Here is a 20,021-nt window from a genome sequence, read left to right as displayed (position 1 = left end):
GAGTGCACCTGCATTAACGGGCGATTATCGGCCATGGCTGCTGAGCCCCCAGTGGCCAGGGAGTCTATGCCTGGCGATGAATCCCGATATGCCGCGGGCGTTTGTGGCTAGGGAGCTTGCTCCCGCTGGGTGGCGCAGCCGCCCCAATGGCTGCAACTTCATTTCTACCGATCGATCGCGGGCTCTGGGTTTGCGGCCGCTGCGCGGCCGAGCGGGAGCAAGCTCCCTCGCCACAGGGGGTTTATGCCTGGCGATGAATCTCGATATGCCGAGCGCTTTTGTGGCGAGCGAGCTTGCTCGCGCTGGGTGGCGCAGCCGCCCCAATGGCCAAAACCTCATTCCTACAGATAGATCGCGGACCCAGGTTTTGCGGCCGCTACGCGGCCGAGCGGGAGCAAGCTCCCTCACCACAGGGTTACGCACCACGGCAGCGGCTCCAGGAAACCAGGCCGGCCGGAGGGCCGCCTCGCTCTTGCTTTTGATCTGGGTGCCCCGTTAAACCACGCTGGCCGAACGCAGGCAGTGAGCCGTGGGCAACCCGGCAGGACGCCGGGTTAGCCGCGCTGGGCCAAGGATGGCCCATCGCGGCGACCCACGGATCAATGCCTTCGTTCGGGCATGCCAAGCCTAAGCGAGGCACCGAGTGGTGGGGCAAGAGCGCTTTGGTTACTTTCGCGCTTTTCGAAAGTGACCCGCCGTAAGGGCGGAACCTATATCCACTACCCCCGCAACAACGGATATGTCCCCCCAAGAATCCGAGGCGGCAGGTTTTAGGGCCGCTACGCAACCCAGCGGGAGCAAGCTCCCTCGCCACGGGGAAAGTGACGTCCAATGGATCCAATAGCCTCAGATAAACGCCAACGCCGCCCGCGCCCCACGCACAGCCGTTATCCGCTGCTCCGCCTGGGGCAAGAGGTAGCTGAAAAAGAACCCAGCCGTCTCCAGCTTAGCCACGCGCAACGGATCGCTTTCAGGCAAAACCCGCGAGACCCGCGCTGCCCGAGCCCAGGCCAATGCCAACAAACTCAAGCCGCACAGCTGAAGAAAATCCCCAGCTGCGCGATACGGATATTCGACATCCTCCAACGCCCACTCACACACCTCGTCCACCAACCCTTCAAGCGCCTGACCCAGGCTGGCCAACTGTCCGGCAAAGCCAGCGCACTCGGCCACAGTGGCGCCCCGCCCGGCTTCGGCATGCAGTTGCGCCAGCAACAGGTCGAACGCCTGCCCCCGATCCCCCAACACCTTGCGCAGCAGCAGGTCGTTGGCCTGAATCTCGTTGCTGCCTTCGTAGATCATGGCGATGCGGCTGTCGCGCAGGGTCTGCTCGATGGCGAACTCGGTGACATAGCCGTAGCCGCCGAAGACCTGCAAGGCGTTACTGGCCTGGCGAAAGCCCTGCTCGGTGAAGTAGGCCTTGATGATCGGCGTCAGCAGTTGCGCCAGCTGTTCGGCCTGCTGCCGGGCCAGGGGATCGGAGTGCTGCTCGGCCTGGTCCAGCAGGTGCGCGGCCCAGTAGCCGATGGCGCGCAGGCCTTCGCTGGTGGCGCGCAATTCCAGCAGGACGCGGCGCATGGCCGGGTGATAGCGGATCGGGTCGGCGGCCTGGGCGGCAACGCCGGTGGGCCGCAGCGGCGCCCGCATCTGCTGGCGTTCGCCGGCGTAGTCGCGAGCGTTCTGCCAGGCCGCTTCGACATGCCCCAGGCCTTGCAGGCCCACGTGCAGCCGCGCCGAATTCATCATCACGAACATCGCCGCCAAGCCGCGATTAGCCTCCCCCACCAGCCACCCTTGAGCCGCCTCGAACACCAGGGAACAGGTGGCGCTGCCCTTGATCCCCATCTTGTGTTCGATACCGTCGCAGCGCACGCCGTTGCACACGCCGTTGCACACGCCGTTGCACACGCCGTTGCCCTCGCCTCTGCCCTCGCTGCTGCGCTCGCCCTGTTCCAGGTATTTGGGCACCAGGAACAGCGATATGCCCCGGCTGCCCTCGGGTGCGCCCGGCAGCCGGGCCAGCACCAGGTGCAGGATATTGTCGGTGAGGTCGTGCTCGCCGCCGGAGATAAACAACTTGCTGCCACTCAGGCGATAACTGCCGTCGGCCTGGGGTTCGGCACGACAGCGCAACAGGCCGACATCACTGCCGGCCTGGGGCTCGGTCAGGCACATGGTGGGCAGGCTCTCGCCGCTGATGATCCCCGGCAGGTAACGCTCCTGCAGCCAGGGCTCGCCGTGGGTCTTGAGACACAGGTAAGCGCCGTGGGCGATGCCGGTGTACATGGCCCAGGCATGGTTGCTGGCGTAGAGCATCTCTTGCAGCGCGGCGTCCAGCAGTTGCGGCAGGCCCTGGCCACCCAGGGCTTCGGCGCAGGCCAGGGCCGGCCAGCCACCCTCGACATAGGCCCGATAGGCCTCGGCAAAACCGTCCGGGGTGCTGACCTGCCCGTCCGCCCACTGGCAGCCCTGGCGATCGCCGCTGGCGTTCAGCGGGGCCAGCACGCCCTGACTGAAACGCGCGGCCTGTTCCAGCACCTGCACCGCCAGGGGCAGGTCCAGCGCTTCGAACGTCGGGCTGTGGCGCCACGCCTCGGGCGCCTCCAGCCAGTGTTCAAGGACAAATTGCATATCGCGCAGGGGCGCCTGGTAGCTCCACATGGGGACACCTCATCGGGTAGAAAAAGAGTGGCCCGCCAGGGTCGGCGGGCCGGTCGGCCTCAGGCGCGCCAGGCCGGGTTTTCGATCAGCAGCGCCATGCCCTGGCCGCCCCCGACGCAGGCGGCGGCGATCCCGTAGCGCAGGTTGTGCTCGCGCAGTTGCCGGGCCAGGGTCAGCACCAGGCGCAGGCCGCTGGCGGCCAGGGGATGGCCCAGGGCCAGGGAGCCGCCCTGGACATTGAGGCGCTCGCCGTCCAGCTCCAGCTCCCGGGCCACGGCCAGCACCTGGGCCGCCTGGGCCTCGTTGATTTCAATGCGGCCGATCTGCTCGAGGCTCAGGCCGCTGCGCTGGAGTAGCAGGTGAATCGCCGGGGCCGGGCCGATGCCCATGAACTCCGGCGCCACCCCAACCACCGCACTGGCCAGCAACAGCGCCAGGGGCGTAGTGCTGCACGCCGACGCCCGCCCGACCAGGGCCGCTGCCGCGCCATCGACCACTGCGCAACTGTTGCCGGCGGTCTGCATCCCACCCTCGTGGATGGCCCGCAGCCGGGCCAGGGCCGCCTGTTCGCTGGGGCGCGGATGGCTGTCCTGACTGACCGAGTCGACACCCCGCGGCAGCCGAATGCTGCGCGGCTGATAGCCGTCGAGCTCGAAGGTCTGGTTGCGCACGGCGACGATTTCCGGCTCGAACCAGCCCGCCTGCTGGGCCGCCAGGGCTCGCTGGTGGCTGGTGCAGGCGTAGGCATCCACGGTTTCACGGGTCAGGCCATAGCGCCGCGCCAGGTTGTCGGCGGTGGCAATCATGTCCAGCCCCGGCGCCGGGTCGTACAGCGCTTCCCATAAAAAGTCCTTGAACTGCACCGCCGCCCCCAGGCGGAAACCGCCGCGATGGGTGTAGGCGGCAATCGGGTTGCGCGACATCGATTCACTGGCCACGCACAACGCCAGTTGCACCTCGTCCCGCAGCTGCTCGGCCGCCTGGCGCAGCAGCTCGAAACCGGTGGCACAGATGCGCTGCACGCCGAGGGCCGGCACCGCCTGCCCGACGCCGCTGTAGAGGCCGATATGCCGGGGCAGCAGGTAGGCGTCGAAACTGGCCTGGGCCATGGACCCGGCCAGCACGCTGTCCACCGCCCGCGGATCGATGCCGGCGCGAGCCAGTACCTCGCGCCCGACCTTGATCCCCAGGTCGATCGGCGAGATCTCTGCCAGGTCGCCACCGAGGTCGACCCAGGGCGTGCGCAGCGCGTCGTAGATCGCCACATCGGCAAACCCGGCGTACTGCCCGTTGCCACTCATGGCTTGGGCCCGGCGCGCAGAATCGACGGCTCCAGGCCGCGATACAGGGCCTCGACCTGCTCGGCGCGCCACTGCAACACCGCGCGCTGATTGATCGAACCCTTGTCGGTGATTTCCCCACGGTCGATGGACGCCGGCTCCACCTGCAGGGCGATCCACTCCAGGCGGCTGGCATTGCCGCTGGCCTCACGGTTCAGGCGCTGCAACCAGTCGCCGAACCACTGGCGCACCGGCGCGCTGGTCAGCACCTGGGCGTCGCTGGCATCGGCGGCCAGCCCGGCCAGCCGGCGGCATTCATACAGGCGTGGGAACACCAAAGCCCCCAGGCATTCGCGGTCCGGCGCTGCCACCACCAGGTCCTGGACATAGGGCGAGCCTTCAAGCACCGCGCGGTTGCGCAGTGGGCCGACGCTGACAAACACCCCGGACGACAACTTGAAATCCTCGGCGATGCGCCCGTCGAACATCAGCCCCAGTTGCGGGTCATGGGCGTCGGCGAGCTTGAGCGCATCCCCCGAGCAGTAGAAGCCCTGGGCGTCGAACACCTCGGCGGTCTGCTGCGCTGCGCGCCAGTAGCCGGGCATGATGTGCGGCCCGCGAAAACGCCCTTCGAGCTTGCCGTCCACCGGCACCAGGCGCACTTCGCACCCCGGCGCCGGCAGGCCGATGTAGCCGGCCATGGACAAGGGCCCGGTGGTAAAGGTGCAGGACGGCGAAGCCTCGGTCATGCCCAGCCCGGCCATCATCCGGATGCGTTCGCCGCAGTGCTGCTCGGCGACCCGGTCGAGGCGGTCCCAGACACTTTGCGAGAGCCCGGCGGCGGCGAAGAAGAACAGGCTCATGCGCTTGAAAAAACACTCACGCAACTCCCCATCCTGTTCCAGGGCGTTGACCAGTTCTTCCCAGCCCTTGGGCACGGTCAGGTAGGCGGTGGGCGAGACTTCCTTGAGGTTGCGCAAGGTTTCGGCGAAGCCCTGGGCCGTGGGTTTGCCGTCGTCCAGGTAAAAACTGCCGCCGTTGTAGAGCACTATGCCGACGTTATGGCTGCCACCGAAGGTGTGGTTCCACGGCAGCCAGTCCACCAGCACCGGCGGCTCTTCACCGAACACCGGGAAGGTCTGCAACAGCATCTGCTGGTTGGCGCAGAGCATGCGTTGCGTGGTGATCACCGCCTTGGGCAATTTGGTCGAGCCCGAGGTGAAGAGAAACTTGGCGATGCTGTCCGGGCCGGTGGCGGCAAAGGCCGCATCGGCCTCGGCGCCACCGGGCTCTGCAAGCAGGCTGGCAAAGCTCGCCTGACGCCGCCCCGGCACCTGGCCACGCACGCTGATCAGCGGCGTCTCGGGCGGCAGCACGGCGTCGATGGCGCGCTGGTAAGCGCCGGCATCGCTGACAAACACCAGCCCCGGCTGCAACAGGTCGCAGACGTGGCGCAGTTTGGCAAAGTCCTGGGACAGCAGCGAATAGGCCGGCGACACCGGGCAATAGGGAATCCCGGCGTACATCGCGCCCAGGGCCAGTTGCAGGTGTTCGATGTCATTGCCCGAGAGCAGCGCCAGCGGCTTGTCGGCCGACAGCCCGTAACTCAGCAGGCCCTGGGCGATGGCCCGCACACTGTCGAGCATCTGCGCATAGCTGACCCGGCGCCAGTCGCCGCCCGCCTCGCGCGCGGCAATAAAGGTCTGCTCGGGGCGTACCCGGGCCCAGTGCACCAGGCGATCGAGCAACCGATCCGGCAACGGGGCCAGGGGTTCCAGGGAGCGCATATGCAGCACGCCCTGCTCTTCACTGACCGCAACCGCCGGCCGGCCAATGGACACCTGGCGGTAACGCGGCGGGTTGGCCGCGGGTGGGGATGGCGCTCTGAATTCGGAACTCACGTACATGTCCTCCATCAAGGCACGCCTGCGCCGCGCACGCAGGGCGACAGCTGGCAAGCATGGCAGCCGGTGGCTGCGGCCTTGTTATTGTTATGCCTGGCCTGCACACGGGCGGCGGGCGCAATCGCGCCGCGGCCCGTGGCGACGGATCAGATCGGGTAGTGCCGTGGGCCGTTCTGCAAGGTGACCCAGCGCAATTGGGTGAAGTGCTCGATCGAGGCCTTGCCGCCAAAGCTGCCGTAGCCGCTGGACTTGACGCCGCCAAACGGCATTTGCGCTTCGTCGTGCACGGTGGGGCCGTTGATATGGCAGATGCCCGACTCGACCCGCTGCGCCAAGGCCAGGGCGCGCCCGGTGTCGCGGCTGAAAATCGCCGCCGACAGGCCGAACTCGGAATCGTTGGCCAGGCGCAAAAGCTCTTCATCACCGCTGCCGCGCAGCAACACCGCCACCGGGCCGAAGGACTCCTCGCGGTACAGGCGCATCTGCTCGGTGACGCCGTCGAGCAGGGTCGGCTGCAGGATGCTGCCGTCCAGTTGCCCGCCGACCACCAGCCGCGCGCCCTTGCCCAGGGCATCGTCGATCAGGGCCTTGATCCGTGTGCCGGCACTGGCATCCACCAGGGAGCCGAGCACCGAATCTTCGGCCGCCGGGTCGCCGGCCCGCAGGGTCTCGACCTTGGCCGCCAGCTTGGCGACAAAGGCATCGGCGACCTTGGCATCGACGATCAGGCGCTCGGTGGACATGCAGATCTGCCCCTGATTGAAGTAGGCGCCAAAGGCGGCGGCTTCGACGGCGGCGTCCAGGTCGGCGTCATCCAGCACCAGCAGCGGCGCCTTGCCTCCCAGTTCCAGCAGGGCCGGCTTGAGGTGGCGCGCCGAAAGCTCGCCGACAATCCGCCCGACATGGGTCGAGCCAGTGAAGTTGACCCGCCGCACCGCCGGGTTGGCGATCAGGCGCTCGACAATGGCTGCGGCATCCGCCGGGGCATTGCTGATGACGTTGACCACGCCATCGCCCAGGCCGGCATCCTGCAGCACCTGGCCGATCAGGCGGTGCACCGCCGGGCTCAGTTCGGAAGCCTTGAGCACCACGGTGTTGCCGCAGGCCAGAGGCATGGCGATGGCCCGAGTGGCGAGAATCACCGGGGCGTTCCATGGCGCGATGCCCAGTACCACGCCGCAGGGTTGGCGCAGGGCCATGGCGAAACTGCCGGGGACATCCGAGGGGATGACTTCGCCATTGATCTGGGTGGTCATCGACGCCGCTTCACGCAGCATGTTGGCCGCCAGGCGCACGTTGAAGCCGTACCAGTTGGCCATGGCCCCGGTCTCGCCGGCGGCGGCAATGAATTCGCCACTGCGCGCCTGCAATTGCTCGGCGGCCTTGAGCAGGCGGCTGCGCCGTTCATTGGGGGCCAGGGCCGCCCAGGTGGGGAATGCAGCCTGGGCCGCCGCCACGGCGGCATCGGCATCTTCCAGGGTCGCGGCGGCCACGCGCGAAACCACAGCGCCGGTCACCGGGTTGCGGCGTTCGAAGGTTCGACCGTCGCCGGCGGGGCGCGACTGGCCACCAATCAGCAGGGGCACGTCCAGCATGGTGATTCCTCTTTTTGTCTTTGTCGGGAATGCAGCGCAGCGGTGTAACAGTAGCGCCAGGGCGGCGCAGCGAACAGCGGGATGCGCCCGCTATTCGCCTGCCGGGCTCAGCGTTTGTACGCCTGCAGGCCGGGCTTGATGCTCTTGTCGTCGAGGAACTGCTTCATGCCCTGCTCGCGCCCACCTTCGGTGTCCAGCAGCCGCGACTGGTCGAGCTTGGCGTACAGGTAATCTTCGTTCTGCTCCCAGGTCAGCTCGCGGCAACGCTTGAAGCCATGCTTGGCTGCGCGCAGCACCACCGGGTTTTTCTCCAGCAGGTTGCGCGCCAGTTCGATCGTGACTTCGCGCAATTGGGCCAGGGGCACGCTTTCGTTGACCAGGCCCATCTCGGCGGCTTTCTGCCCGCCAAAGGTCTTGCCGGTCATGATGTAGTACAGCGACTGGCGATGGCCCACGGTGTCGGCCATGGCCTTGCTCACCAAGTTGCCCGGCGGGATGCCCCAGTTGATTTCCGAGAGGCCGAAGGTCGCTTCGTCGGCGCAGATCGCCAGATCGCAGGCCACCAGCGGGCTGAAGCCGCCACCGAAGCACCAGCCGTTGACCATGGCGATGGTCGGCTTGGCGTACATGCGCAGCAGTTTCCATTGCCATTGGGAGGCTTCACGGCGGATTTTTTCCTGGAGGATTTCCGGGCCGGCATCCACTTCGCGAAAGTATTCCTTGAGGTCCATGCCCGCGGTCCAGGCTTCGCCGGCACCGGTCAGTACCAGCACGCCGGCGGCCGGATCCTGCTCCAGGGTTTCCAGCACGTCGATCATTTCCCGGTTCAGGGTCGGGCTCATGGCGTTGCGTTTTTCCGGGCGATTGAGAATGACCCACGCGATGCCTTCTTCGATTTCGACCTTGACCGTTGTCCAGCGACCTTCGTAATTGCTCATGGCGATGCTCTCTTGTTCTGGGCTTGAAGATGATTCGAAATTAAACCGCAAATATAGTTATGTCAATTAACCATTAATTGAATTAACCAATTTTTTCTCCCCTGGATAAAAACCTTCTGCAGAGACTGCTCATACAGGCAACCGTAGCTATCAGCCGCCAACCCCGGCAAACTAGATAGCCTTGTTAACCGCCCAGGATGTTTTTGCCATGGCCAAGCCCTCTCCCCTCGCCGACCTGCGCGAGGCCCCACCCGCCAACGCCGAGGTTCAGGCGCCGCTGGATTCGGCACTGGACGAACTGATTGGCTACGCCATGCGCCGCGCCCAGCTCAAGTTGTTCCAGAACCTGATCGGCCGGCTTTCGGCCCATGATCTGCGCCCGGCGCAATTCTCGGCCCTGGCGATCATCGACCAGAACCCGGGGCTGATGCAGGCCGACCTGGCGCGGGCCCTGGCCATCGAACCGCCGCAAGTGGTGCCGTTGCTCAATAAGCTGGAAAGCCGCGCGCTGGCGGTGCGGGTGCGCTGCAAACCGGACAAGCGCTCCTACGGGATCTTCCTGAGCAAGACCGGCGAAACCCTGCTCAAGGAGCTCAAGCAGATCGCCGCGCAAAGCGACCTCGACTCCACCTCGGCCCTGAGCGGCGAGGAACGCGAAGAGCTGCTGCGCCTGCTGAAGAAGGTGTATCAGGACTGAACGCAAGGTGCCGGCACACGGCCGGCACATTGCTGCAGCTCGCTTGAGGGCTTACCAGATCGGCAAGGTGTAGAGCACCAGGAAGCGGGTCTGGTTTTCATCGCGGAACGCCGCACCCGCCGGGAAATCATTGCGGTAGATCGACTTGCGCGCCATCAGCCCGACGTTTTTCAGCGGGCCGCTCTGTACCACGTACCCCAGCTCCATCTGGAACTCGCGCTCCTTGCGCTCCTCGGCATTGAAGGCCGCGAGCTCGATGTTGTCGCCGCGCACGTAACGCAGCCGACTCTTGAGCCCGGGCAAGCCGGACGCCGCGAAGTCATAGTCGTAGATGGCTTGCCAGGTACGCTCCTTGGCGTTGAGAAAGTCCGAACTCATGGTCAGCTCGCTCATGCCCATCAACTCGGTGCCGGAAATGTAGGGCGTGGCCGTGTCGCCGGTGGAATGCATGTACCCCAGGCTCACGCGGTGCCCACCGAACTTGTAGCCGAACAACGCCGAGAGGTTGCGGTTGTCGACCTTGCCGGCCTTGGCACTGCCGTCTTCACGGCTGAAAAAACTGCGCAGGTCGCTGGTCAGCACGCCATTGCCCAGGGGCAGATTGTGCAGCAGGGCCAGGGTGTCCTGCTGGTAGAGGTCGGCCACTTCAGCGTGATAGGCGCGCAGACTCAAGTCCGGGTTGACCTGGTAATCGCCCCCCAGGTACGCCAGGTGCGAGGTGGTGGCAGTGGCATTGAAACGCCGGTTGGGCGAGGCAATGGTCATGGCCTGGTAGTCGGTGGAGTCGCGCTTGTTGATGCGGTCGATGTAGCCGGTGTTGAGGGTCAGGCCGTCGATGTCCTTGGAGCTCAGGGTGGTGCCGCGAAAGGTCTGCGGCAGCAGGCGCGACGGGCTGGCAAAGGCGAACGGCAGGAAGATCGAGACATCGCCGGTCTTCACCGTGGTCTGGGCAAATCGCAGTTTGGCGGTGGGCGCCAGCCGCGAGTAGTCATCCGCGGCGCGCTTGTCGCTGGCCGACACCGGCAGCAGTTCGGTGCCGCTGCGGTCCGGCGAGGAATCGAGCTTGACCCCCAGCAGCCCGCGCACATCCAGACCAAAGCCGACGGTGCCTTCGGTGAATCCCGACTCCATGTTCATGATGAAACCCTGGGCCCATTCCCGCGCGGCGGTCTTCGCGCCGTCGTCCTTGTAGTCGCGATCCAGGTAGTAATTGCGCAGGGTCAAGGTGCCGTGGCTGTCTTCGACAAAACCCGCGGCCCAGAGGTGGCCGGGCAACAGGCTCGCACCCAGCAAGGCCAGGGCCAGACCCGGATGGAGACTGGACACACGGGAAGCTGACGCAGCCGCAACGGCGTCGGTGGGGAGTTTTGGCATGTTCAATGTCCATTTTTTGTTGTTGTTTTAGGTGTTGAGCGAGGGCCTTGCAGCCAACGTCGCGGACAGAGAATGGAAACAGCCGGGGGCTCTCGTCAATCGTCAATGACCGATAATCGAACATTAATAATATTATCTATTTTTTAGTTGCATCTGGATTGATAGGTTAATCATTTGATTTATATGAGTTTATTTGTATTTTTTGCCTGACATCATGACGCTATTCATTTTTTAGTTATCTTTGTTATCTTAATCGCCAGCCAGCAACGCCGATGCATTCAGTGCCGACGCCTGGCTTGCCACCACAACAAAAACAACAATGAGGTTTGCCCATGGACAGTCCATCGCGTCGTTCGACGCTGACCATCGCTTTGTGCTTTATCGTTGCGCTGATCGAGGGGTTCGATCTGCAGGCGGCCGGCACCGCCGCCGCCGGATTGCGCCAGAGCTTTGCCCTGGACCCGAAGATGATGGGCTGGGTGTTCAGTGCCGGGATCATCGGCCTGTTGCCCGGGGCGTTCTTCGGCGGCTGGGTCGCCGACCGTATCGGACGCAAGAAAATCCTGGTTGGCGCCGTGCTGCTGTTCGGCCTGTTCTCGCTGTGCACGGCGTACGTCGAGAGCTACTCGAGCCTGCTGCTGGTGCGCTTCATGACCGGCCTCGGCCTGGGCGCGGCGCTGCCCAACCTGATCGCCCTGTGCGCCGAAGCGGTAAGCGAACGCCGCCGGGGCACGGCCATCAGCGTCATGTACTGCGGCGTGCCCCTGGGCGGTGCGCTGGCAGCGGTGGTGGCGATGTTCTCCAGTGAACATTGGCAGACCACCTTCATCATCGGCGGCCTGGTGCCGCTGCTGGTGGTGCCGCTGATGGCCTGGTTGCTGCCGGAATCCACTGCCTTCCGCCAACAGACCGCCAGCGCCGGCAACAGCCGAGCCTCCACGGCCCAGGCGCTGTTCGGCGAAGGTCGCGCACGCAGCACCCTGGCCTTGTGGCTGAGTTATTTCTTCACCCTGACCGTGATGTACATGCTGCTCAACTGGCTGCCGTCGCTGCTGCTCGAACAAGGCTTCAGCAAACCCCAGGCGGGCCTGGTGCAGATGCTGTTCAACATCGGCGGCGCCCTCGGCTCGCTGCTTGGCGGCCTGCTGCTGGACCGCTGCAACGGGCTCAAGGTGGTGCTGTTTGTATACGCCGGGTTGCTGGCAGCGCTGGCCGGAGTGGGGCTGTCGGTGGGCATTGTGCCGATGGCGATTGCCGGGTTTGCCGCCGGGCTGTTTGTGATGGCCGCGCAACTGGTGCTCTACGCCCTGGCCCCGCCCTCCTACCCCACCTCCGTGCGCGCCACCGGCGTCGGCGCGGCCGTGGCCATCGGCCGCCTGGGCTCAGTCGCCGGCCCCCTGGCCGCCGGCCAGATCCTCGCCGCCGGCGCCGGCACCACCGGCGTCCTCCTGGCCACCTCCCCCGGCCTGGTCATCGCCGCCCTGTCGATCCTCACCGTCATCACCCGCGCCAACGCCACTGCCCAGCTCAAACCGGCACATTGAACCCTCCCCAATGGCGGCTACAGGATGCCCATTCTGTAGCCGCTGCCGCAGGCTCGGCCCGCGGGCCATCAGCATCGATGCAAACACACCAGACACTCCACGGCACCAGGCCGGCCGGAAGGCCGCCGTCTTGCTCTTGATGTTGATCTGCAGCGCCCCGTCAACCACGATGGCCGAGCGCAGGCAGTGAGCCGTGGGCAACCCGGCAGGACGCCGGGTTAGCCGCGCTGGGCCAGGGATGGCCCATCGCGGCGGCCCACGGCTCACTGCCGGAGCGAGGGCATGCCGAGCCTAGGCGAGGCACCAAGTGGTGGGGCAAGAGCCCTTTGGTTACTTTGGGGCTGTTCCAAAGTGACCCGCCGTAAGGGCGGAACCCATACCCGCCACACCCGCAGCAATGGATATGCACACCCATAAACCCGAGTCGTCAGGTCTTGGGGCCGCTACGCGGCCCAGCGGGAGCAAGCTCCCTCGCCACAGGTGGTGTTTCCTCAGGTATAACTGCCACCCCCCGCGGACCAATGAAGGATAACAATGCTCAACGAATTCACCGTCCATGGCACCCCAATCGGAACCACCACCAGCCTCCAGCTGGACGAAATCTCCATACTCGCCACCCCACAAACCCTGAGAGAACTGGGCCAGTTCCTGATCCACGCATCGGAACAAATGACCACCCACGGCCTGGAGCACCTGCACCTACAGGACGCCCTGAAGGATTTCTCCCCCCTGCAGCACGTCGATTTCATCGCCCTCAACAAAGACCAAATAACCCCCACAAAAACCTGACCAGCCAACGAACCAGGCACACAGCCCCCGAGGCTGCACGCCCTGCTCAACCTGCCCGCCCTAGAACCCCACCGTGGCCGACACCAACCAGGTGCGCGGCGTCGACAACGTCAGCCCCGCCGCACTGTCGGACGAAGTGGCAGCCGAGGCCCAGTAGGTTTTATCCAGCACGTTCTCAACAGTGGCGCGCAGGGTAATCGGGCTTTCGCCCAGTTCAAAGGCATAGCGCGCCCCCAGGTCATAGCGCTCCCAGCCGTCGATTTTCTGCTGGTTGGCCGGGTCCAGATACTGCGAGCTGGTGTGGATCGCGCGGGCAGTCAGGGTCAAGCCGCGCAGGCTGTCGATATCCCATTCGGCGCCGAGGTTGGCGTTGACCACCGGCGAGCCGGTGCCGCGATTGCCGTCATACAGGCCCTTGCCGGTTTCGGTCTGCACGCTGTCGAGCAGCATCAGCCCGCCCAACAGGCGCACACCCTCATGGGGTTCGCCGAATACATTCAGCTCCAGGCCCTGGTTGCGCAACTGGCCATCGGGCTTGAAGTTGTTGTTCTCGTCGTAGACATAAGACGGCTGCTGGATGCGGAACAGGCTGGCACTCATGCCGAAGCTGCCCAGGTCGTACTTGGCGCCGACTTCCACCTGTTTGCTGCGATACGGCGCGAACACTTCGTTGGCATTGGTGGCGGTGGTCGGAGCGGTTTCGCCCTGGCTCAGGCCTTCCATGTAGTTGCTGTACAGCGACAGGTGATCGGTGACCTTGACCACCAGACCCAGGGCCGGGGACAGGGCTTTTTCGTCATTCACCGGCTCGTCGCGCACGCCGTTGCTCCAGGAGGTGACCTGAACCCGCTGCAAACGCGCGCCCAGGGTCAGCAGCACCTGGTCCTCGGCAAAACTCAGGGTGTCGGCCAGGGCCAGGCTGGTGAAACGGTTTTCGGTGTGGGTGCTGGTGTCGATGCGGTTCGGGCGCCCCGGCAGCGGCAGTTCCACTGGGCGGTAGAGGTTGCTGACACCGCGCAGGTAACGCTCGCCGGCGTTGTCGAAATCCATATTGAAGCGGTTCAGGCTCAGGTTCACCGTGTGCCCGACCGCTCCGGTGTTGAACCCGCTGCGCAAGCCGATGGTGGCGGTCTTGACGTCTTCATCACGGCGAAAGGTGCGCGGGGTGACGGTGAAATCACCATTGCTGTTGGTCACCTGCACCGCGTGCCGCAGGAAGTCGTAGTTGCCTTTGCGTGCGCCAAAGGCGGCGTACACCATCAACGAGTCGCTGAGGTCATACTCGCCGCGCACTGCGCCGAAGCTGTCCTTGGAATGGGCGTAGGTCCAGGACTGGGCGATGTTGCGCTTGATGTCTTCGGCCTTGGGCATTTTCGCCGCAGCCGCCACTTCAACCCGCTCGATCGGCGCATCGGCGTGGCGTTCCTGGTGCCCCAGGTCCAGGGACAGGCGCAGCCGCTCATCACGCAGGTCGAGGCCGATGACCCCGGTCTCGCGCTTGATCTGCTGGTGGTCCCACTCGGTGTCGCCGGACTGGCGCACGCCATTGAAGCGCAGGCCAAAACGGTCGCCCTCGCCAAAGCGGCGACCGATGTCCACGGCGCCGCCGGTCTGCCCGGCAGAGGCGTAGTTGGCGGTGAATTCGGTCAGGGGGGTGTCCTGGGCGCGTTTGGGCTCGATGTTGATGCCGCCGCCCACGCTGCCCCGGGGCGGAATACCGCTGAGCAGCATGCCCGGCCCCTTGAGCACATCCAGGCGGCCGACCATTTCCATGTCGATGGCGTAGGTGGGCAGGATCCCGTACAGGCCGCCGTAGGACACATCACTGTTGAACAGGCTGAAGCCGCGCACCGAAAACTGCTCGAAACGCCCACTGGCCGGGTTGGTGGTGCGCACCGAGGGGTCGCTGGCCACGGCGTCGCCCAGGGTCCGCGCCTGCTGGTTTTTCAGGGCCTCGGCGGTGTAGGACGTGAGGTTGAACGGGGTGTCCATAAAGTCGCGGTCGCCGAGCAGGCCCTGGCCGCCCTTGCGATCCACCTGGCCACCGGCATAGGGCTCGCCGCTGCTGGGGATGCTGGCGCCGAGAATCGAGGTACTGGGCAGCTCCAGGCTACCCGCCTCGGGAGCCGGCGCCAGGGTGTAGGCCTGCTCGCCCACGGCTTGCAGTTGCAAACCCGACCCCTGCAGCAACCGGGCAAAGCCCTCCTCCACCGCGAACTCACCGGAAAGCCCGGCGCTGTTGCGCCCACTGACCAGGCCCGGATCCACCGACAGGTCGACCCCGGCCAGCCCGGCAAAGCGGGTCAGGGCCGCGCCCAGGCTGCCGGCCGGCACCTGGTAGCTGCGGCGCCCGGCATCCTCGGCCCAGCTCACGGGGACCAGCAACGGGCTGGCACTCAGGCTCAGCAACAGACTCAGGCGCAGCAAGGGACGCACAGAACTAGGCATTACGAGGGGCATTGAAGAGGCTCTCTTTTTCGTTCACTTACCTGCAATGACAGGCACCTCGAAAAAAGGGGACAGCCCTCAAGCAACTTTTTTACGCGGCAACAGCGTGACCCAGAAACGGGTCCGCGACTGCACCTCCAGCGGCAGGCTGGCGGCCAGCAGGGCCAATACCCGGTCGGTGTCCTCGACCCGAAAACTGCCGGTGACCCGCAGCGCTTCCAACTCCGGTTCCCAGCGCAACACGCCGCTGCGGTAGCGACTCAACTCCCGCAGGAAATCGCCCAGGGGCTGGTCCTGGGCCATCAACACCCCTTCGCGCCAGCCCGGCATCGCGCTGTCGAAGGCCTGCGGCAACCCGGCCCCGGACGCCTGCAGACGGACCTGCTGCCCGGCGCGCAAGGTCAGGGCCGGACCCTGCAGGGGCTGCACCTGCACCGTGCCACTGACCACCGAAACCCGACAGCCGAGGCTGTCCTGGCGCACGCAGACTTCGCTCTGGCTGACCCGCACCCGGCCGAAGTGGGTGTGCAGGGTCAGGGCCGCGCTGCCCGGCACCTTGAGCGCCATCTCGCCCTGGACCAGGGTCAGGCGGCGCGCGGCCAGGTCCACATCCACCGCCGTGGCGGTATTGAGTTGCAGGGAACTGCCGTCGGCCAGGGGCACCTGTCTGCGCTCGCCGGTGGCGGTGTGCAGATCGGCGCGCCAGACCTCCAGGGGCAATTGCCGGCTCAGCAACCAGGCTGTTGGCACCAGCACCGCCACACCCAGGCCGCGCTTGAGCAGCGCACGGCGTCCCGCTTGCGGGCGGTCGAGACTGGCCAGGGCCAGGGCCGAGGGCAATTCGGCGAAGCGTTGGCGCAGCATCTGGGCTTTCTGCCAGGCCTGTTCGTGACTGGCGCAGCGCTCGCGCCATTGTTGCAGGCCCTGCTGGTCGCCCTCGCTGGCGGTGCCCGACTCCAGCAACGCCAGCCACTGGGCGGCGGCACGGGCGACCTGGCGGGGGTCGCTGGCGGGTGCCGGATTCACAGGTCCACCAGCAGGCAGTGTTCGTAGGCGTGGGCCATGTAGCGCTTGACCGTGCGTTCGCTCACCCGCAGGCGCTCGGCAATCTCGCGGTAACCCAGGCCTTCCAGCTGGCTCCAGAGAAACGCGCGGCGCACCCCGCTCGGCAGACCGTCGAGCAGTTCATCCAGGGCTTGCAGGGTTTCCAGGAGAATCCAGCGCTGTTCAGGCGAAGGCACGCAGGCATCGGGCAGGGTTGCCAGGGCGTTGAGGTAGGCCTGCTCGAGGCTGCGCCGCTGGTGGAAGTTGATCAGCAGGCGTTTGCCCACGGTCAGCAGATAGGCCCGTGGCTCCTGCAACTGGGTCAGGGGCTGGGCGCTGCCAAGCACGCGCAAGAACGTGTCCTGGCTCAGGTCGGCGGCATCCCAGGCGTTGCCCAGGCGCCGCCGCAGCCAGCTTTCGAGCCAGCTGCGGTGGTCACGGTACAGGTTGTCGAGGGTGTGCTCCGTTGGCAGTACGGCATCATTCATGGCAAGGGCACCCGGCGTGGCACGTTAAATCAAATGAGACTCATTCTATTTAATATCGCTCGCGGGCACACCTTCTTTCGTCGCCTTTACCGGACCGCCCTCCTCCCTGTTCGCTATCGCTGTCGATTGCCCAGGCTCCCTCAGCGCCGCCAGGACCCCAGCGGCAACTCGACCTCACGCTCGGCCGCCGCCAGGGCAGCGCTCAGCCCTGGCTGGTCCAGCGGCACGCAGTACGCCGGCTTGGCCCGCTCGAAGCGCCAACTCTGATCCAGGCCACCGCCATCGACGGCGTCGAAACCGACCTGGTCCAGAAACTCGATCACCTGGGCCCTGGCCTGGGCGTCGTCCGTCGCGATCGGCAGCGCGCGGCGGTCGGGCGCGGCCTGGGGTCGGCCGTCCTGCAAAAGGTCCTGGGCGAGAATGGCGTTGAACACCTTGACCACCCTCGATTGTGCAAAGTGCTCGGCGAGCAGGCGGCTGGTGGTGGTTTCAAAGCGATCCAGGACGGCGATATGGCCGTCGCGATCCGGGTAGTAGTTGTTGGCGTCCCACAGGGTTTTCCCCGCCAGCCACTCGGGGTCAATGCTGGCGTAATGCTCGAAGGGAATCGCCACCAGCACCACCTCGCCAAACCGCGCCGCCTCCTCGGCCGTGCCCACCTCGCAGCCGCTGATCCCGCTGAGCACGCTGCTCATGGTGTGCGGCCCCCGGGAATTGCTGAGCATCACTGAATGCCCGGCCTTGAGCGCCAGTTGCGCCACGGCGCGCCCGATAAAACCTGCTCCGATAATGCCAATACGCATGTCGTTCTCCGCTGTTGGGGTAAGAAGGCCCTATGATGATTGGCTACCATAAGCAGATAAATCGTCACCCCTTACTTAGACTCATTACCAGGAGTATTGAATGGATCGCCTGACCAGCATGGGCGCCTTTGTGATGGCGGCCGACACCGGGTCCTATGCCCGCGCGGCCGAGCGCCTGGGCATGTCGGCGCAAATGGTGGCCAAGCATGTGGCCGCGCTCGAGCAGCGGCTGGGCGCGCGGCTGCTCAACCGCACCACTCGACGCCAGAGCCTGACTGAGCTGGGCAGTGCCTATTACGAGCGCTGCAAACACATTGTCAGCGAAGCCCAGGCCGCCGATTCCCTGGCGCAGATCATGAACGACACCCCTCGCGGCAAGCTGAAAATCAGCGCACCGGTGACCTTTGGCTCCTACAGCCTGATGCCCCTGGTCACCGACTTCTTGCGCCTGCACCCGGAGGTGGAGATCGATCTGCACCTGACCGATCGCTTCGTCGATCTGGTGGAGGAAGGCTTCGAGGTGGCGTTTCGCATCGGCCCACTGGCCAACTCCAGCCTCACGGCGCGACCGTTGGCGCCTTATCGACTGGTGGCCTGCGCCGCGCCGCGCTACCTGGCCGAGCGCGGTACGCCCCAGGTACCAAGCGACCTTGAGCAGCATGAATGCCTGGGGTACGCCTACTGGTCGCGCCCGGCCGACAGCGAATGGACCTTCAACCAAGGCACCAACGTGCACCGGGTGCAGGTCAGCAGCCGCTTGCACGTCAACGAGAGCAGGGCACTGATGAGCGCCGCGCTGGACGGCTTTGGCGTGGTGCTGGGGCCGGAGGATTTTTTGGCGCCGGCGCTGCAACGGGGCGATCTGGTGCGCCTGCTGAGCGACTTCAGCGCACCGAGCCGGCAGATGCATCTGCTGTACACGGCCCATCGGCAGAAGACCGCCAAGGTGCGGCACTTTATCGAAGCGGCGCTGGCGCGCTTTGGCGGGCGCTGATTCTGACAGGCATGCGCCTGGCCGGTTTTTTGTTGCGCTTGGCATGGCGCCTGCCCTTGCGCAGGTTTAGGCTGGCAAGCGGCGAGTTTCAACGCGCCTCTTGCCACCAGGATGCCGAACCGACATGGATTTTCGCCAACGCCTCACCCTCGCCGCCACCCTGATCCTCGCTGCCCTGCCGGCCTGGGCCATGGAAGGCCGAGGTTCCCCCTCCGACAGCTCCACCCTGTACAGCATCGGCGGCACCTTGCTCGCCAGCGCCTTCACCACCGAGCCGCGAACATTCCTCAGCTTCGCCAAAGATGACGCCACCAGCTTCGTCGCCTCGAGCGGCGCGATTCGCGGCGCACAATTTGAACGCGCCGTGCGCGACTACCACAACCACTACCCCGCGCCGCACATGAGCGACGACCAACTGGCCCAGGCGATAGCCGCGCGGTAGATGCCACCTTGTAGCCGCTGGCCGCGTTCGGACGCTGGCCGTCACGAACGCTGGAGATGGGCCTGGTGAATGGGGAGCGTGACTGAGCTTTATTGGCTGTCGCCAGCCCACCACCAATTCCACATGCCTGGCAGGTGCACGCTTTGCGCGCTGCTGCGCACGGTGCGGGCCATGACCGCGCGTTGCAGTTGCCGGGTGTCGTCGTAGAAGGGTTTTTCGGCGGTGGCCACGCCCGTGGCGCGGGCGCTGTCCATCAGGATCTGCAGGTACTCCTGCAGGTGCCGTGAGGTGTAGCGGTTAAGGTCATGGAAGGTCACCACCAGCGGAATCACCCCATCCACCACCGGCAGTGCGCCCACGGCGATCTGCTCGCGCACTTCGGACAACTGGCGCAGCAGATTGGCCCGGCGTCGCGGGCTGGCGGTAATGCCCCAGACCTTGCCGTCATTGGCGCTCAAGTCGGTCAGCAGCACCTGCAATCCATGCCGCTGGTAGGCGGCAAAGGTGCGCTTGTCGTAATTCCAGAACGGTGGACGCAACAGGCTCGTCGGCGCGCCGCTGATGGCCGCGAGGTCGGCGCTGCCATCGCTCAGGGACTGCTCGAGTTGCGCCGGACTCAAAGAGCGGTGGTTGGTGTGCCACGGCGTGGCGGTGTGCAAACCCAGCAGATGGCCCTGGGCATGCTCGCGGACCATCAGCTCGCGGCCGATCTCGCTGCCACCGGCACGGGGCGCGCGGGTCTGGACGAAGAACACCGCCTTGATCCCCGGCAGCAACGGGTTGTGCGCCAGGTCATCGAGCACCGACTGTGTTGGATTGAACAGGCTCGAGGCGCTGGGACCGTCATCGAAGGTCAGTAAAAAGCGGATCGGCGGTTGGGTTTTCAAGCGCTGTTGCGTCTGTGCAGTCAGTTCGATGGGCGCACTGATGCAGCCGCCCAGACAGCCAGCGATGGCCAGCGCGCGCAACAGGCCAGTGAGGTGTTTCATGGTGGTCGGGTCGATCCGCAGCAAGTGCGAC

Annotated in this window: 16 protein-coding genes; 5 read left to right on the top strand and 11 right to left on the bottom strand. The window is 65.6% G+C overall.

The annotated features are described in order from the left end of the window. Positions 1-846 precede the first annotated feature (846 nt). From MF4836_RS00495 to MF4836_RS00475, 5 genes are all read right to left on the bottom strand, one after another. Complete coding sequence (locus MF4836_RS00495) at positions 847-2,661, bottom strand: acyl-CoA dehydrogenase (RefSeq protein ID WP_078468600.1); 1,815 nt, start codon at positions 2,659-2,661, stop codon at positions 847-849. Between the two features lie 59 nt (positions 2,662-2,720). Beyond that, entirely contained in the window at positions 2,721-3,962 is a 1,242-nt protein-coding gene (locus MF4836_RS00490; RefSeq protein WP_078468599.1) for a thiolase family protein, read from the bottom strand. Then, positions 3,959-5,842: a feruloyl-CoA synthase gene (locus tag MF4836_RS00485; RefSeq protein WP_078469123.1), complete on the bottom strand. Its 1,884-nt coding sequence runs from the start codon at positions 5,840-5,842 to the stop codon at positions 3,959-3,961. The genes MF4836_RS00490 and MF4836_RS00485 overlap by 4 nt, the downstream gene beginning before the upstream one ends. A 149-nt stretch (positions 5,843-5,991) precedes the next feature. After that, a complete protein-coding gene (locus MF4836_RS00480) occupies positions 5,992-7,440 on the bottom strand; it encodes an aldehyde dehydrogenase (protein ID WP_078468598.1) in 1,449 nt (482 codons plus the stop codon). Positions 7,441-7,547: 107 nt separating this feature from the next. Continuing rightward, complete coding sequence (locus tag MF4836_RS00475) at positions 7,548-8,378, bottom strand: p-hydroxycinnamoyl CoA hydratase/lyase (RefSeq protein WP_010567568.1); 831 nt, start codon at positions 8,376-8,378, stop codon at positions 7,548-7,550. Between the two features lie 208 nt (positions 8,379-8,586). Here MF4836_RS00475 and MF4836_RS00470 point away from each other — a divergent pair, with 208 nt between their 5' ends. After that, positions 8,587-9,075 (top strand): MarR family winged helix-turn-helix transcriptional regulator, encoded by a 489-nt coding sequence (locus MF4836_RS00470; protein WP_078468597.1) that lies wholly within the window; start codon positions 8,587-8,589, stop codon positions 9,073-9,075. Positions 9,076-9,126: 51 nt separating this feature from the next. Here MF4836_RS00470 and MF4836_RS00465 read toward each other — a convergent pair whose 3' ends face one another. Beyond that, positions 9,127-10,449: an OprD family porin gene (locus MF4836_RS00465; RefSeq protein WP_078468596.1), complete on the bottom strand. Its 1,323-nt coding sequence runs from the start codon at positions 10,447-10,449 to the stop codon at positions 9,127-9,129. Positions 10,450-10,781: 332 nt separating this feature from the next. Here MF4836_RS00465 and mhpT point away from each other — a divergent pair, with 332 nt between their 5' ends. Beyond that, positions 10,782-11,993 (top strand): 3-(3-hydroxy-phenyl)propionate transporter MhpT, encoded by a 1,212-nt coding sequence (mhpT, locus tag MF4836_RS00460; RefSeq protein WP_078468595.1) that lies wholly within the window; start codon positions 10,782-10,784, stop codon positions 11,991-11,993. A 534-nt stretch (positions 11,994-12,527) separates the two neighbouring features. Then, positions 12,528-12,782, top strand: coding sequence for an Imm32 family immunity protein (locus MF4836_RS35460; protein ID WP_078468594.1), 255 nt, complete (start codon positions 12,528-12,530; stop codon positions 12,780-12,782). A gap of 60 nt (positions 12,783-12,842) precedes the next feature. Here the strand turns inward: MF4836_RS35460 and MF4836_RS00445 are convergent, their stop codons facing one another. From MF4836_RS00445 to MF4836_RS00430, 4 genes are all read right to left on the bottom strand, one after another. Further along, positions 12,843-15,242, bottom strand: a complete 2,400-nt coding sequence (locus tag MF4836_RS00445) for a TonB-dependent receptor (protein ID WP_078468593.1) — start codon at positions 15,240-15,242, stop codon at positions 12,843-12,845. 66 nt (positions 15,243-15,308) lie between these two features. Next, positions 15,309-16,256 carry a FecR domain-containing protein gene (locus MF4836_RS00440; RefSeq protein ID WP_078468592.1) on the bottom strand — a complete coding sequence of 316 codons (948 nt, stop codon included), beginning with the start codon at positions 16,254-16,256 and terminating at the stop codon, positions 15,309-15,311. Next, positions 16,253-16,762, bottom strand: coding sequence for a sigma-70 family RNA polymerase sigma factor (locus MF4836_RS00435; RefSeq protein WP_078468591.1), 510 nt, complete (start codon positions 16,760-16,762; stop codon positions 16,253-16,255). The genes MF4836_RS00440 and MF4836_RS00435 overlap by 4 nt, the downstream gene beginning before the upstream one ends. Positions 16,763-16,902: 140 nt before the next feature. Beyond that, positions 16,903-17,565, bottom strand: a complete 663-nt coding sequence (locus MF4836_RS00430; RefSeq protein ID WP_078468590.1) for an NADPH-dependent F420 reductase — start codon at positions 17,563-17,565, stop codon at positions 16,903-16,905. Between the two features lie 100 nt (positions 17,566-17,665). On the opposite strand from MF4836_RS00430, the gene MF4836_RS00425 reads away from it, so the two are divergent. Together MF4836_RS00425 and MF4836_RS00420 are read left to right on the top strand one after the other, a co-directional pair. After that, positions 17,666-18,559 carry a LysR family transcriptional regulator gene (locus MF4836_RS00425; protein ID WP_078468589.1) on the top strand — a complete coding sequence of 298 codons (894 nt, stop codon included), beginning with the start codon at positions 17,666-17,668 and terminating at the stop codon, positions 18,557-18,559. Positions 18,560-18,683: 124 nt separating this feature from the next. Then, positions 18,684-19,001, top strand: a complete 318-nt coding sequence (locus MF4836_RS00420; RefSeq protein ID WP_078468588.1) for a DUF2388 domain-containing protein — start codon at positions 18,684-18,686, stop codon at positions 18,999-19,001. A gap of 89 nt (positions 19,002-19,090) precedes the next feature. On the opposite strand, the gene MF4836_RS00415 is transcribed toward MF4836_RS00420, so the two are convergent. Further along, positions 19,091-19,990, bottom strand: a complete 900-nt coding sequence (locus tag MF4836_RS00415) for a polysaccharide deacetylase family protein (RefSeq protein WP_078469122.1) — start codon at positions 19,988-19,990, stop codon at positions 19,091-19,093. Between the last annotated feature and the right edge of the window lie 31 nt (positions 19,991-20,021).

Source organism: Pseudomonas sp. MF4836 (assembly GCF_002018875.1).
Taxonomy (GTDB): Bacteria; Pseudomonadota; Gammaproteobacteria; order Pseudomonadales; family Pseudomonadaceae; genus Aquipseudomonas.
This window is presented reverse-complemented; position numbering and strand designations above follow the sequence as displayed.